This is a genomic window from Mycobacterium sp. SP-6446, assembly GCF_001954045.1.
GTDB lineage: Bacteria > Actinomycetota > Actinomycetes > Mycobacteriales > Mycobacteriaceae > Mycobacterium.
Genome location: NZ_MBEM01000252.1, coordinates 44,481 through 59,965, shown reverse-complemented (window position 1 = coordinate 59,965; position 15,485 = coordinate 44,481). Strand labels below are relative to the sequence as shown.

Annotated in this window: 3 protein-coding genes; 1 reads left to right on the top strand and 2 read right to left on the bottom strand. The window is 63.4% G+C overall.

The features are described 5' to 3' along the window. Positions 1–713: 713 nt before the first annotated feature. Positions 714–12,764: a LuxR C-terminal-related transcriptional regulator gene (locus A5736_RS26165; RefSeq protein ID WP_139333522.1), complete on the top strand. Its 12,051-nt coding sequence runs from the start codon at positions 714–716 to the stop codon at positions 12,762–12,764. Between the two features lie 292 nt (positions 12,765–13,056). On the opposite strand, the gene A5736_RS22685 is transcribed toward A5736_RS26165, so the two are convergent. Beyond that, positions 13,057–14,400, bottom strand: coding sequence for a cytochrome P450 (locus A5736_RS22685; protein WP_076248722.1), 1,344 nt, complete (start codon positions 14,398–14,400; stop codon positions 13,057–13,059). Beyond that, entirely contained in the window at positions 14,400–15,434 is a 1,035-nt protein-coding gene (locus A5736_RS26490) for a terpene synthase family protein (RefSeq protein ID WP_175611365.1), read from the bottom strand. Before A5736_RS26490 ends, A5736_RS22685 begins: the two co-directional genes overlap by 1 nt. Positions 15,435–15,485: the final 51 nt, after the last annotated feature.

Genomic DNA, 15,485 nt, shown 5'->3' with positions numbered 1-15,485 from the left:
CGCTGCCGAGGGCGGTTGCCTGTGGGTCCTCGCTTGTCGGAGAACCTCCCGGCGGTGGGCTGCGTGGCCGGCGCGGGCCCCGCGTGGCTGCAACCCAGGGATTGTCGGGGAGGCCATTCACCTCGCCGTCGCGCAGACTCCTTACCCCGCGCCGGCCACGCAGCCCACCGCCGGGAGGTTCTCCGACAAGCGAGGACCCACAGGCAACCGCCCTCGGCAGCGATTCGAGTCGCTTCGAGCCGGAGTGGCACACGGGTGAGGGTGGCGGCGACGGTCAAGGTACTGGCACCGCTGCATCGACCGGCACACGTGCGGCACCCGCCGAAACCACCAGGCGCCTCGACGAGGGAAAACTCAACCTCACGACGACCCGCCCGTCGGCTGCCAGCGCGCCGGTCAATGATGCCGCGAGCCCACGAGTTTCCGATCCGCCGGTGCCGGCCCTCTTTCCGCCCGGAACGCTACGCCTCGCGCCCACACAGCCGGATGGCTCCGCCACCCCCACGGATGGCCCGCGCTCCGATGGTGCGGCCGCTGCGGAACCCACCAGCCCAGATCGATTGCGGCGCACCACTATCACCGACAATCCACTGGCGGCTGCCGACCACATCGGCCGGGCGGCGGGCCACGGTGATGCTGGGGCGTCAAGCCCGGGGGAGCCGGGTTCGGCCGAGGGCGCCAGCCGGCATGCCGGAGGCGATGGCGCGGCGACGGTGGCGAATGAGGCGTTGGCGCAGCGGGTTACATCATCGCGCAAGAATTGCGTTGTCGCCGTGCGCGACAGGGTGGCGGACCGGTATCCGCAGCGTCAGATTGGTCTCGTTGAAGTCGGTCCTGACGGCGAGCTGTATGTGAGGGCGTTGTGTGTCGCGACCGATTGCGCTTCCGAATTCGCGACATGTGCCGAGGTGTACCTCGCGCTCGAAAAGATGCCTGACGGCTCGTCGGCTATCTGGGCGTTCCGGTGGGCGGACAGCGGTCCGGGGGAGCCCGGCCATGTCGTTCTGCTGGAGAAAGATGACGGGGCGATCTACCTTTTCGACCCGAAGACCGGGGAGAGGTCCCTGTGGGCGCCGCCGTGGGTCGACCCGCTGACCGGCGAACGCCACGTGTGGCCGCCGCCGTGGGTCGACCGGGTCGACCCGCTCACGGGGGAGCAGGACGAGACGCCGCCGTCGTGGGTCGGCAATGAGCGGGGCGATGACGTATCGCTCACCGCGGTCGGCTTCATCAAGCCCAACGGCGATCCTGTGGAGTCGCTGCACGCCGGCGACCGCACGCGACGCCGACTGGGCGCGGCCGACTACATCGACCAGGCCGAGGGTCATGACATGGCGAAGATCGCGAAAAAGGCGTTAGCGCAGCGCATTCCGCCCAAGAATTGCGGTGTCGCCGTGCGCGACAGGGCGGCGGATCGGTATCCGCGGCGTCAGGTTCGTCCCGTTGACGTCGGCCCTAACGGCGAGGTGTATCCGAGTGCGGTGTTAACGGCCGTCGATTCCAGCTACGAACTCGTGACGTGGGCCGAGGCGTACGCCGCGCTGGCGCGGATGGATGATGGCTCGTCGGCGATCTTGGTGCTTCGCTGGTTGGATACCCCGCCAGGACAACCCGATAGCCACGTGGTGTTCTTGGAAAAAGATGGCGGTGTGGTCTACCTGTGGGACCCGCTGACCGGCCAGCGATCCGAGTGGGCCCCGCCGTGGGAATCAGAGGACGGCGAGCAGTTCGTGTGGCCGCCGCCGTGGGTAGACCGGGACGGGGTTGTCCCGCCATCATGGGTCGGTCATGAACCGTCGCACGGTGCGCTGGCCTGCCTTGGGCCCACCGGCGAGGCGGTGGACGCGCTGCACAACCCGGCATCCCTGCAGCGACGGCGCGGGTATCGGGATACCGATCGGGCTACCCGCGCAGCCGATCCCAGCCTTGCCGACAAGCTGCGCGCGGTGCTGGATAGTCGTGACCCGCGGCGCGCCGAGCAGCTTGCGGAGGATCTGTCCGGTGTGTACTTCGTCTACAAGGATCCGTCCGACGGAACGGAGCTGCGCTACCGCGTCCAGATGTGGAATGTCGAGGAGCTGGCACGGCCGGGTGAAGTTGTGCTCAATGGCGACATCTTCAATAGCGGCGGCGAACCCATCGGATCCATCTCTCGCAGATTCGGTTACGTCGGTGACGGCGATGATCGCGAGCTCATCGCTTATCACACCGGGTTCGATATTGACGACGCCGAGCCGGGGGCCCGGGAGTTCGTGCAGGCCTGGTCTTTGCAAGAAGACGGTTACTACATCTACTCCGGCGTTGATCGCGTTGTGGCGCCGGTTCTGGAGGACGTCGAAGGATCGAGCCTTGGGTGGAATCCCGAGCGAAGCCGCGAAAAGGTGTTCGATGCCATCGAGCAATCCGTTGAACGCTTGCAACATCGGTCCGGCAAAAAAGCCCGCAGAGTCCTCGATCGGTTTGCGCGGAAGCTGAGATCGGACCGTGAGGCGGGGGAGCTACCCGAGCCCAGTCGCCTCAGAGCGCTCGGGGGAGAGGGCGCGAGAAACGTTGGACGCCAACTGCTTAACGAGATACCGGCGGAGAACTTCGTCAAGTACTTGCCAAGTGCCGAGGCTGATACTGCCGGCGCCCACGAGCCATCACAGCCGCTAGATTCCCGCTTGGCCTCGGTCGACCACGAATTCGGCCAAGTCCAGGGTCAGGGCGGCCAAGGTCTGGGTGAGGACGGCGAGGGTATCGACAGCCCCCAGCCGGATGACCGCCCCCGCCCCCTGGAGGACTACTTCCTGAGGCGGTTGCACTCACCGTCAGACGACGACGTCGAGAACCGACACCCGGGTGATGACGCGCATCATGTCGCCGAGGTGCTAACAGAGATATTTGGGCCCAGGATTCACGTCGAACCTGGTGCACCCCCGCTGACGGTGTTTGACAAGGCCGCAACCGAGGTGGAATTGAGGTCCCGCGCCGAGGCCGAAGCGACGTTGAGGTGTCTGGGGCGGGGCTCGTCGGCCATCGTGGTGTCGGGGACCTCCACGTCGAATATCCGCGTCTTTCTGGCGGTCAACATCGGCAATCATGTCTACTTCTACGACCCGCGGTCGGGGCTGCCTTCCGATTCGCCGCCGCCGTGGGGTGAACACCAAGGGGGGCGCGCTTTTGTCGGTTACCTGGAGGCGGACGGTGAGCCGGCGCGCCCGCTCGACGAGATCGATCCACGTTGGGTCGATGTCAGCGAGCGGATGGACGACGCCTTCGCGGCGCTGTCCGAGCGGGAGCGGTCACGCTGGGTGAACCAGATCGAGGCCCTGAACGAGGATTTCGCTTCGGCGATGGACCGGGGTGTAAAGCCAGGCTCGGCTGAGGCCAATAAGTTGGCTGATCGAGACTTTCAACTCAGGCGGCGGCTCGTCTACAACTTTGACTACATGCTGCATCGTCACGTGGGACGGCGGTTGGTGACCGACGCGGGGCTTCGTGACCCCTTTGAGAGGAAAGCGCAGGGGTTGGCGCGCTATGTGCGCGATGTGATCGTCGAAAACGCCAAACCCCGCCCCGTGGAGGACTACTTCCGGACACACGGACCGTCTGCGGACGCCGTTGAGAATCTCCAACCGGGCAATGACATGTACCGCATCGTTGAGGTGTTGAGCGGGATACATGACCTTGGGATCCACATCGATCCTCGCGCCCCGTACGTTTCGGCGTTACATGCCGCCCGGACCAGCCCTCAGGTTGCGACGCCGGACGGGGTGAGTGAGACATTGCGCTACCTGGGGCGGGGCTCGTCGGCCATGGTGGCTTCGCCCTTCCTCGACGACAGCGGGCGTTTGGACTTCCGCGGCGTCCTGGCGGTGAACATCGAAGATGAGGTCTACTACTTCGACCCTCGATCGGGTCGCCTTCTCCCCTGGCCGCCGCACTGGGATGACGCGATAGGCGACCCTGTGGTCGGTTACCTCGAGGCGGACGGCGAGCCGGCGTTGCCGTATGACGAGCACTACCGACCCTGGGATGGCGACGGTGGCACCTGCGCCCAGATATACAAGGCATTGAGGGCGCTGTCCGATGCGGCCAGGTCGCAGCTGCTGGAGCAGATGAAGGCCGTGGATGAGGATTTCGTCTCGGCGATGGATAGGGTTCCGCGTCGTGTGGAGCCGGGCTCGGTTGAGGCCAATGAGCTTGCCGAGCGCCACTTCGCGATCTGGCAGCAGCTTCTCCCCGACTACCGCTACGGGTCGCATCTTGACCTTGGCCGGCGGTTGGTAACGGAGGCGGGGCTTCGTGCCCCCTATGAGTGGAGGGCGCCAGGATTGGCGCGCTATGTGCGCGATGTGATCGTCGAAAATGCTGAACGCCATTTGCGCGGCGATCTTCTTGCCGAGGAGCCAGCGGGTCGATCGGTCGCAAACACCCCGGATCGCGAGGTCTCCCCAGAGAACGACGAGGACGACTCCGAACGCGATGCCCGTTCACACCCGGTGGAGGACTACTTCAAGACCCACCGACTGTCCGGGGAGGCGATCGAGAACGGGCGACCAGACCGTGACGCGCTGCGCGTCGCACGGGTCGCCAAGCTGGTGAGCGACATCTATGGACGCAAAATCGAGGTTGCATCCAAATCGAAAAGCCCGGGTGCGATGTACTACGAGCTGTTTGAAGCCGCCGGAACCAACCAGGACTTAGCAAGCCCTGCCGAGGTGGAAAAGACGTTGCGTTACCTGAGGCCGGGCTCGTCGGCCATCATGCTGTGCCTGTCGAAGGACGACATGGGGAACCTGGACTTGCGACTGTTGCTGGCGGTCAACATTCGCGACCAGATCCGTTACTACGATCCAGCATCGGGGAAGCTTTCCGACCAGCCACCGGCGTGGGGTGAGGACCCAAGCTTGGGCAAACCCTCGGTCGGATACCTTGAGCCCGACGGCACGCCGGCGTGCCACGCCGACGAGTACAACCGGGACTGGTTGACCGTGCGGAAGCTAATGGACGACGCATTGGCGAGGCAGCCCGAGGCGGCCAGATTACAAGACGCCCTGGAAAGGGATTTCGCGTCGGCGATGGCTCGAGATGTCCAGGCCGGCTCGGCTGAGGCCAATGACCTGGCCAAGCGGCACTTCGAGCTCGCGCGGGGGCTTTACCCCGACTATAACTACGAGCTGCATCGTCACTTTGGGCGACGGTTTGTGACGGATACCGGGCTTCGCGACGGCTACGAGCGCAGGGCGCAGGGGTTGGCGCGTTACATGCGTGATGTCATCGTCGCAAACGCCGGACGCCACTTGGGCAGCGGCGATGCTCGCGATGCGGGCGCCGGCGAACCCGCCGACGGCCCGCACGGCGCGATCGCGGCACAGCGCGGCGAGGCCTCTGCTGACTCCGGTCCCGATGATGACGCTCACTCCGTGGCGGCGTACTTCCGGACTCACCGACCGTCTGAGCGCGCTGTCGAGAACTGGCGACCAGACGATGACGTGCACCACATCGCCAAGGTGTTGTACGAGATACACGGTCTTGGGATGCAGATCGCCCCTGGACCCGAACGTTTGACCATGAGGCTGTTGAAAGCCGCAGGAACCGACCCCGAGTTAGCGTCCTACGCCGAGGTGGAGGAGACGCTGGATTACCTGGGCCGGGACTCATTGGCCATCGTCATATCGCGCTGGGGAGACGGCACCTTCCGCGTCCTTCTGGCGGTCAACATCGACGATCACGTCTACTTCTATGACCCACGATCGGGTGCCCTTCACTTCAAGCGACCGCCGTGGGGCGAGGACGCGGGGGTGCGCTCGCTCGTCGGTTACCTCGATGCCCACGGCAAGCCCTGGCGGCCCTTCGGTGAGTTCGACGTGCGACGTTGGCATGCCGCCAGGCGCCAGATGGCAAATGCGGTGAAGGCTCTGCCCGAGGCGGATGGGTTGCGGTTGGCGGCCGAAGAGGACGACTTGAACAGGCGTTTCGCTTCGGCGATGGATCTGGGTGTGGAGCCGGGCTCGGCTGAGGCCAACGAGCTTGCCGAGCAGCACTTGGCCATCGGGCGGCGGCTGTTGGCTAACTATGACTACGGGCTGCATCGTTACTTCGGGCGGCGGTTGGTGACGGATGCGGGGCTTCGTGCCCGCTATGAGTGGATCGCACCAGGGTTGGCGCGCTATGTGCGCGATGTGATCGTCGCCAACGCTGAACGCCATTTGGGCGGTGGCGATGTTGTTGCGGAGGGCCCGGCGGGTGGATCCGCTTCCGGTGAGGGACCCACCGCGGGAACCGACAGCGCTCCCACCGATAGTGAGGACGACACAAGTCAGCCTGATGGCGGCAAGGCCTCTGCTGACTCCGGGCCCGATGATGACGCTCACCCCGTCGCGGAGTACTTCCAGACCCACCGACCGTCTGAGGGCGCCGCCGAGAGCTGGCGACCGGGCGATGACGTGCACCGAATCGCCAAGGCGTTGAACGAGATACACGATCTTGGGATCCACATCGACCCGGGACACGAAGGTTTGCTCCACCGCAAACTGTTTCGAGGCGCCGGAACCGGCTGGACCGTCATGTCTCATGACAAGGTGGATGCGCCTTACCGCGAGGTGGGTGCGACGCTGCGTTACCTGAAGCCGGGCTCGTCGGCCGTCGTATTTTCGCAGACCTTGTCCGGTCGCAACCGCGTCTTTCTGGCGGTCAACATCCGCGACGAGGTCTTCTTTTACGACCCTCGATTCGAGAAGCTTTTCCCAGGGGAACCGCCAGCGTGGTGGGGCGAGGACCAGGTGGCGTCCACCACGGTTGGTTACCTCCGGCGCGACGGCAAGCCGGTACGCCGCCTCGACGGCTACGACGTGCGGTGGCTGCAGGCCAGGCAACTGATGGACAACGCCTTCGCGGCGTTGCCCGAGCCGGTCCGGTTGCGGCTCGCGGGCGACAGCGAGGCCCTGAACCGCGATTTCGAAGCGGCGATGAATCGGAAGCCGCCCCTGGAGCCGGGCTCGGAGGAGGCGAATAGGCTGGCCGACCGACACTTGGCAATAGAGCAAGAGCTTTTACCTGACTATGACTACCGGTTGCATCGTCACTTTGCGCGACGGCTGGTCACGGATGGGGAGCTTCGTGACCCCTATGAGTGGCTCGCACCGGGGTTGGCAAGCTACGTGTGTGATGTGATCGTCGCCAACGCCGAACGCCATCTGGGCCCTCCAGACAACCCCGGGGGTGCAAGCCCGCAGGACCCTCGCCAGCCCCTCGGCCCACCACCGGGAGGATCAGGCCCGCCTACAAGCGAGAACCCCCAGCCGCCTGCCGCCGGTGGCGATTCGGGCGGCATCGATACTGAGGCGCACACGGGTGAACCCGACGATGGCGACGATGGTGCCGGTGCCGCGACGGACGGCGCCGGCCCGACACCCGCCGAAACCAGCGGGCCCGTTAAGGACGGGAAGCTCAAGCGAGCGCCGGCCCGGCCGACGGCTGGCGACGGGCCGGAATCGCAACGCCTGGCCAGCCTGAGCCCCCGCGAGCGTGAGGTGTTGATGCTGGCGGCGGAGGGGCTCACCAACCCCGAGATTGCCGCGCAGTTGCGCATCGGTCTGGAGACCGTGAAAACGTACGTCAAGCAGGCCCTGGCGAAATTAGGTGCACGCGACCGCAACGAGGCCGTCGCGATGGTCTTCCGAGACCGCGGACAACATCCGGGCTCTCCGGCTAACGCGCCGGAAGGCCTGCAAGAGCGCCTCGCGAGCCTCAGCGGCCGCGAGTACGAGGTGATGTCGCTGCTGTACAAGGGGCGCAGCACTCGAGAGATGGCCGCACTGCTGCACATCAGCGCCAACACCGTCAGAAGCCACGTCAAGCACGTCTTGACGACGCTGGGCGCAGCGAATCGCGCCGAGGCGATGGCGATGCTCGCCGGTCTCCTGTCACCGAGCGGCACGTCCGCAGAAGCCCTGCAGAAGTGCCTGGCCGGCCTCACCCGCCGTCAGCGCGAAGTGTTGACCCTGCTGGCAACCAAGGGACTCACTGATCAACAGATCGCCGCAGAGTTGCACATCAGTGAAAGCTCTGTAAGGACGCACATCCAGCGCATCGTGACGAAGCTGGGAGCAACGAATCGTGTCCAAGCGGTGGCGATGCTTTTTCGCCACGGCCTACTAGGTCCGGGGTCGCCGGCTGACGAGCCAGAAGTCCTGCGGAAGCGCCTGGCCAGCCTGATCCAACCTGAGCGCAAAGTGCTGACGCTGCTGGCCAAAGCGCACACCGCCAACGTGATCGCCGCGGCGTTGGGTGTGAGTGACGATGCCGTGGACGTGTATATCGAGCGCATTCTGGCAAAGCTGGAGGCGCGCGATCGTATCCAGCTGGTGAGGATCGCCTATCACTGCGGGCTGGTACACGTGGTGCGGCAGCCACTTGGCGCCCAGGATTCGCCGGCCGGCCCACCTGGCACCCTCGACGAAGTCCTTGAACATCTGACGCGGCGCGAAGTGCAGGTGACGAGGCTGCTGGCGGAGGGCCTCACAAACGAGCAGATCGCTGGCCGGGCAAATCTCGCCCCGGCAAGTGTGGAAACCTTCCTAGACGGCGCCGAAAGGAAGCTGCACGCAACCACTCGCGCCCACCTGGTCAAGAAGGCCTTCGACTACGGCTTGGTCGATCCGGTGGAAGAAGCGCCGACCAGCACGGTGCAGCTGACGGACCGCGAGCACGAGGTATTGACGCGGCTGGCCGACGGACACAAGGTCCAAGACATCGCCGCGCAGTTCAATGTGCCCGTTGCCGTCGTTCAACGCTGGATCGGCGGCATCATGTCAACGAAGGTCCACGCACACGACCACGCCCAGCTCGTGGCGCGCGCCTGCCAGCTTCACCTGCTCGGCGAGCGTGAACCTGACGCAGGGTCCAAGATCACGGCCGCGGAGCCGAGCGTGGAATTGCGCATCTCTCCCGACGAGGCGACCCCGTTGGAGGCCGAGATCACAGTCGAGCGATCCCGAAGCCCGCCTCCCGGCCCCGCCGCTGAGCAGGATCAGTCGGTTGCAAGCGATTCGGCGGATGTCATGCCCCACAAGGACATTCGGGAGCCCGCGCCACAGAGGCCCGCCGCCGACGATGACTACAGGTCGGAGCAGGTGCCAAGCCGGTTCATCGTCGTCGATCATGTTCCCTCTCCGTCCGAGATGAGGCTATTCGAGCCACTAGATCCGAAGCATGAGCGCGATCACCACGGCAGATGGGTATATCGACGCGAACATTCAGTGGACAGATACCGCCGCGCTATGCAGAGGAAGACCGGTCACGAGGAGACCGACGCGGAAACGGTGATGACAAGCAGGGGATGCATCGGCCTGGTCTGCCGGGAATTTGGAGAGTTCAATTACGAATTCTTAACTAAGGCGCTGTACTTTACCGATCCGAGCGCGCAGCGTCTGGTTGGCTCGACCGAAGGCTTCTTTATGTTCGCCGAGGAGAAGAGCGCGGTGGTTCGAGGCCTTTTGCTGGCAGTGCGCGAAATTTCTGGTCAACTCGGTGAGATCGCGCAGCAGGACGGTACAGAACACGAGCGGCGGATTCTGGTTGAGGAGCTCGCGAAAGCCAAGCGCAGTCTGGAGGTAGCACGAGAGCAGGCTCGGCGGTTCTGGTCGGCCATTCCTAAACCCGTCAAGAGGGAGATGATCAGGATAAGGCGGATGGCGAGGTTTGACGGCGGTATGAATATGTTCTTTACATTGATCACGCGCACGGACGAGTTCAATAAGATATTGGCGACGGTAGCCGATCGCGAAAGCGTTCTCCAGGAAATTCGTTTGCACGAAGATCTCGGCCGGCTGGACCTCAATCTTGTCGACCAAGCGCTGCCTGAGCGTCCTGATCTGCGGGGGGTGGTGGCAGTGCCGTTCTTGAAATTGTTTAGTTCAGCTCAGGTATTGACCTACGACGACGACGGTAAGGTCATGATCCATCCGAAGGGCCACCGCTGGTCGGGGATCCCGGTCGGCCAGAGGGAGCTTCCGGATTACTCGCGGTTCTATGCCGATGCCGCCACTGGTCAGATAAACATGTCAAACGATGCGTTCGCCGGAAAAGACGGCGCCATCAATTTTGATTATGGAGTGATCTTGCGTCCCGACGCGGCCTGGTATGACGAAGAATCTGGAACTTGGCTGCGCGCCAATACCTCCGAATATGCATTCGAATATGAAGTGCTGCATGCAAATAACGGGGCGTGGCCCGGACTCAAACCAATGGTGGTTCGTCAGAGCAATGTGAGAAAATTCCTCTGGCAATGTCCCCATTGGTGGGATCAGGTCGCTGGTGGCATAGGATTCGCCGAACCCTACGAAGTCCGTTACACCAAGCAGGTCAGGTTGAAGCGCCCGGGCTGGTTGAGCCCGTTCAATACTGTGATTGATTCAAGCGACGAAGCCGCGGCGCCTGGGGGTTCGGCTGATTCGGCGCATCTCGAAGAGCCACAAGCCTTGTTGGAGCGCCTGACCGCCCACGAGCACGCGGTGCTGAGGCTGCTGTGTGCAGGGCTCACCCACTTAGAGATCACAACACACTTGGGCAGGACCGACCGCACCGTGGACAACCTCGTCGGGCGTTTGCTAGAGAAACTGGGTGCAGAGACCCGTGCCCAGCTGGTGACGATCGCCTTACAGAACGGGCTGGTAGAACCAGATTCAGAACCCCAATCGGCCACCGCGGCCCAACTTTTCGATGGTTTAGGCGGAGCCGACGACAAAGCGCGCGGGTTGTCGCGGTGTGACGCGATCCTCTTCGACCGGGAGCTGGGTGATCGGCTGTTTCACGATCCGGGTGCGAATGTCGCCGCGCGGCGCACGGTCGAGCGGCTGTTCGAGGTGATGCGGGTCCTGCACACCGAGTTGTACCCGGGGACGCCGCCGGAGCGTACGGAGCGGATCTTCTTCAATGACGTCTCGACCAATCCCGGGCAGGTCGGACGGGGCGTGGTGACGCTGCCAGAGCTGCTCCGCGTGGGCAACCTACGGATGGTGATGACCGCGCTGTGCAACGCCTACAGCGACAGCCTCGATTCGATGACGTTCAAGAAGACCATCCTTGAGCTGCTGAAGCGGCCGGGCTGGGAAGGGATCGCCGAGTCGGCGGGGTTGGACCTTCCCCGATTGGGCGCGGTGAAGGAGATGGTCGACAAGGGGCATGAGATCTATACGTTGCCCGCGCTGAGCTCCCACTCGCCGGACACCGAGGACGCACTTGCCGAATATCATGCGAGCCACGAGGGGCGGTGGGCGCGGTTGCTGGCAGAACGAGAGGACTACCGGTGGACTATGCGGGAGTTCGCTGGCCGTGGGATCGCGCTGCACCCGCTCGAGATCGCTGCCCAGCGGAGCGCACAGCCCCGGACGTCGCCCTGCGACGACGATCCCGATGTGCTGGCATGGGTTTCGGGCCGCGCGATGTTCCGCATGGATCCCGACGCACCGTGGTACCAGGCCGTCTCGACCGAGAGGGGATTCCCCGTGATTGCGGGCATCTCGTCTTCGGCCGCACGGCTTCACTCGATGTTTCTCTGGATCCGGCCCGAGGGTGTCACCGAACACGAGTTCGCCCGTGCCTTGGTCGGCTGGATAGTACCGGACGAGCATCACACCTGTTACGAGGTCTTCCAGGGAATCAAGGTGGCGTCGCCGCACCTCTTCGATGGCCCAGACGACCCTTTCGCCGATATGGACCACTTTGTCCGGTGGTCGCAACACGCATTTTCGGGAGAACAGCTGCCTGCGATGTACCTACCTGTGCAGGAGCTCTTGGCGGGTTATGTTGATAGACACGGCAATCCCATCGTCCCTTCCGACGACCACGCCCGCTGCATCCGTGTCTTGACGGAGATGGACGAGCTGGTGGCGGTGCTGCCCGAGATGGACCGGTCGGGGCTTGCCGAGGAACGGAGGGTCTTGCACGCGGATTTCGCCTCGGCGATGCAACGGGGGGTAGGGGCGGGCTCGGATGACGCCAACGCGCTTGCCGTGCGGCACTTTACCCTCTCGTCGCGGCTCTCCGATGACTTCGATTACAGGGTGCAGTGTTACGAGGCGGCCAGGGTGGCGACGACCCCGAGCCTGCGCCGCGAGTATGACTCGGTGGCACCCGGGCTGGCACGGTATGTGCTAGAGGTGATCGTCGGCAACGCCGCACGCCCCGATGTGGAGTCCGGCTTACCGCCCGCGGTTGGAACTGCTGCGCCCCACGACTTCGGCCCCACCGACTCTCGATCCGAAACACACCAAGCACCAAGTTCTTTCGACAACGACAGTGTTCCCGAGGAGGGGCCATTCCCTAATCGGCTGTACGATTCGAAGGCCGACGAGCTTGCGGATATGCGCGCCGCTGGGGTTGCCCCCGCCGAACCCGGGACACCTGAATTCGACACTTACATTAATGATGGGTTAGAAGAGGTCCATTTTGCTGTCACCTTGGATGACCGCTTGGTGGTCTTGCCGGATAAGGTTTTCGTGCCGGGCAAGGGCTTGTGGAATAGCGCTCATGGCATGTTGACCGAAGACGTTCCTGCAGAAGCAGATTACGTAAAGACGGCTGGCAAGGCCCGGATTTGGAAGACCGCAGAGGGCTACCAAGGGATCACCATTCGAAACGCCAGTGGTCATTACTGCCCCACGCCTATCTCTTTGGCGTTGTACGGCCTACCCAAGTTCGCTGAATACGGAATCGCTTTTCCGAAGGACCGCGTATGGTTTCAGTTCGGCCCGCCGCCGGACGGCTGGGAGCACTAGCGCTCACCAAAGCCTTTCAAACCAGCCCAACAACACTTAACACCGTCTGCGCACCTGGTAGCGCATCGGCCGGTCGTAAACCGCGGCAGGTGCAGATTGCGTCGTTCCATCCAGGTCGCCGACAGCAGCCCGGAACAATTTACGGCGCTGGTGATCGATCGCCGGCGATCACGCCAGCCGACCATCACCACGGACGACACTGACGAGCTCGTCCGTACTCCTGGTCATCATCGACAAGTTCGCCCACTTCGGCACTATCGACCAGCAGCCCCAACGACTCCTGAATTCGGGGTCAAACGAGTCCCGTTCTCGCGAGCGAAATCATTGGCAGCGCGTTCGGGCGGGGCACCTCTGCAATGACCTGTCTGACGGAATGTCCTTCGACCGGGCGTAGTCGCCAGCGGCGGGCGACGGTGGCTACCACGATGTTCATTTCAGTCCAGGCAAAGGAGTCACCGATGCATTTGTGCTGGCCGGCTCCGAACGGATTAAACATTCGCGGAGTCAAACTTACGGCGTTTCCGGGCAGCCAACGGTCCGGGTCGAATCGGGCCGGTTCCCGGTACACGCCGGGGTCGCGGTGAAGCGCATATGGGCTGTAAGCGATTTCGGTACCCGCCGGGATATGCCGGCCACCGATCTGGGTTTTCACCGTCGCGCGCCGAGTGAACATCAGAACCGGATGAAGCCGCAGTACCTCGTTGAGGACTCGGCCGGTGTACTCCAGCTTGCCGATCGTGTCGGTATTGATCGGCGAGTCCTTGCCGAGCGCGTCGACCTCGGCATGCAGTCGCAGTTCGACTTCGGGATGACCTGCTAACTCGTGGAATGTCCAGGCCAGTGTGTTGGCGGGGGTTTCGGTACCGGCGATCAGCAGCGAAATAACTTCGTCGCACACCTGCTTGTCAGTCAGCTTTTTGCCGCTGACGGTGTCGCGGGCCGCCAGCAGCATCGAAAGAAGGTCTTCGCGTTCGAGATTCGACTGGCGACGAAGAGCTATCAACTCCATGACAAGCTGGCGCAACCGTGCCGAGGCCGCATCGAATCGCACGTTCGATGGGATCGGCCAGCGGTCCAGGCATCGCGGAGTGAGCATCCGGGCGGCGATGCCTCCCATGATGGTCGGCACATGATGCTGCACCTCTGCGATATTGGTCGAGTTGACATCGACCGAGAACAATGCGTCTGCCACGATCCGAAGGGTCAGCTCGTGCATCGCCCGATCAACTGCAATCTGTTGGCCTGATTCCCACGAAGCGATGAGTTCATCGGTATGGCGGCGCATTGCCTCGGCATAGCGCGCTATGCGCTGGTGGTGAAACGCCGGTTGAACAAGCCGCCGTTGTTGCCGGTGAAATGAGCCTTCGGACGTCGCCAGGCCGCTGCCGAACAGCACCCGCGCGCGGTCGTAGATGCGGCCTCTCGCCAGGATGCCAGAGCGCGTGACCAATGCCTCGCGTACCAACTGTGGAGTCGTCAGCATGTACACGGGCCAATTGCCCAGGTCGACGCGGACGATATCGCCAACCGTCTGCAACGATCCGAGAAATTGAAAAGGATTGCGCGCCAAAGCTACAACATGACCCAGCAGCGGCAGCCGGCCCGGAGCAATGGGAATCGAACTGAGCTCGTCCATCAATGCTCTGCATACGCCGATGAGGTGATGACGTCATTGAAGGTGCCGCGGATTCGTGGACGATCCAAATCGTAGCGATGAGTTTTATCGATCCACACCAGATTTGCGTAGGCGTAGCGGCGCAGCGCCCACGCCAGTTGGCCGGCTTGATCTGCCGCTGCCGGCGGCAGTTCGAGTAGACGAGCGAGTTCGGGCAGCTGGGTCTGCAACTCGACTAGGAGCCGCTGGCGTTGGCGGGCCCGGTGCAGCACGCGGTCTACTGCCTGGTCCAGACTGCAGCTCTCGCTGGCCGCGACCACGCGTACCACATTGCAGGTCTGGCCGTCGGCGATGTCTTTCTCCAGTCCGTAGACATCGTTGTGCCAGGCGGTAATATCGGCGAAACACGAAACGAGCTCGCGGAATAAATAGCTGTCCCACAACACCTCCGGGATCTGCAGTGAACTGACGACCGCGAGAACGTCGGCTTGGAAAATCATCGCGATGGTGTGGCGGCGCATCGTCAAGAATGTCGCCATATCGGGGACCCGCTCGGCCGCATGGTAGGTATTCTGGAAAGCCACCCCATGCATGTAATCCATGAAGTGTTTGGTGATCCGCCGTCGACCACGTTCGGACAGTCCCGCGGTCAGCTGAGGCCAGAAATCGGCGAAACCGGCGATCACCGGATTGGACAACTCGACGCGGGGCGAACACCAGCCGTCGATGATCGCCTGCATCGCACGGATAACGCCGCCCAAACGCTGTCCGCGCTCACCCCAGTCATAGTTGTCGTACTGATCGTCGGCCAGCGAACCCCAACAGAACCACATCAATCCGAGAACCAGCCGCTCGTGTTCCACGTCCGGCGTGGCTATGCCGTGATAAAGGCCGAACTCGAAAGAGCGCAGATGCGCCTCCTGTCGCGGCGTGGTAAGAAAGCCGATCCGCCACAACCATGCAATAGTGGCGTCCTCGGCGCGCTGAGTTGCAGGATTAACCGCGCGGTCCTCGCAAAAACCTGATATCAGAGCGGAAGTATCAATTTTGGGCACGGCTGCACCCGCATTCATCGGCCGACCGGCCCCTGGCCGAATCGGCATCGA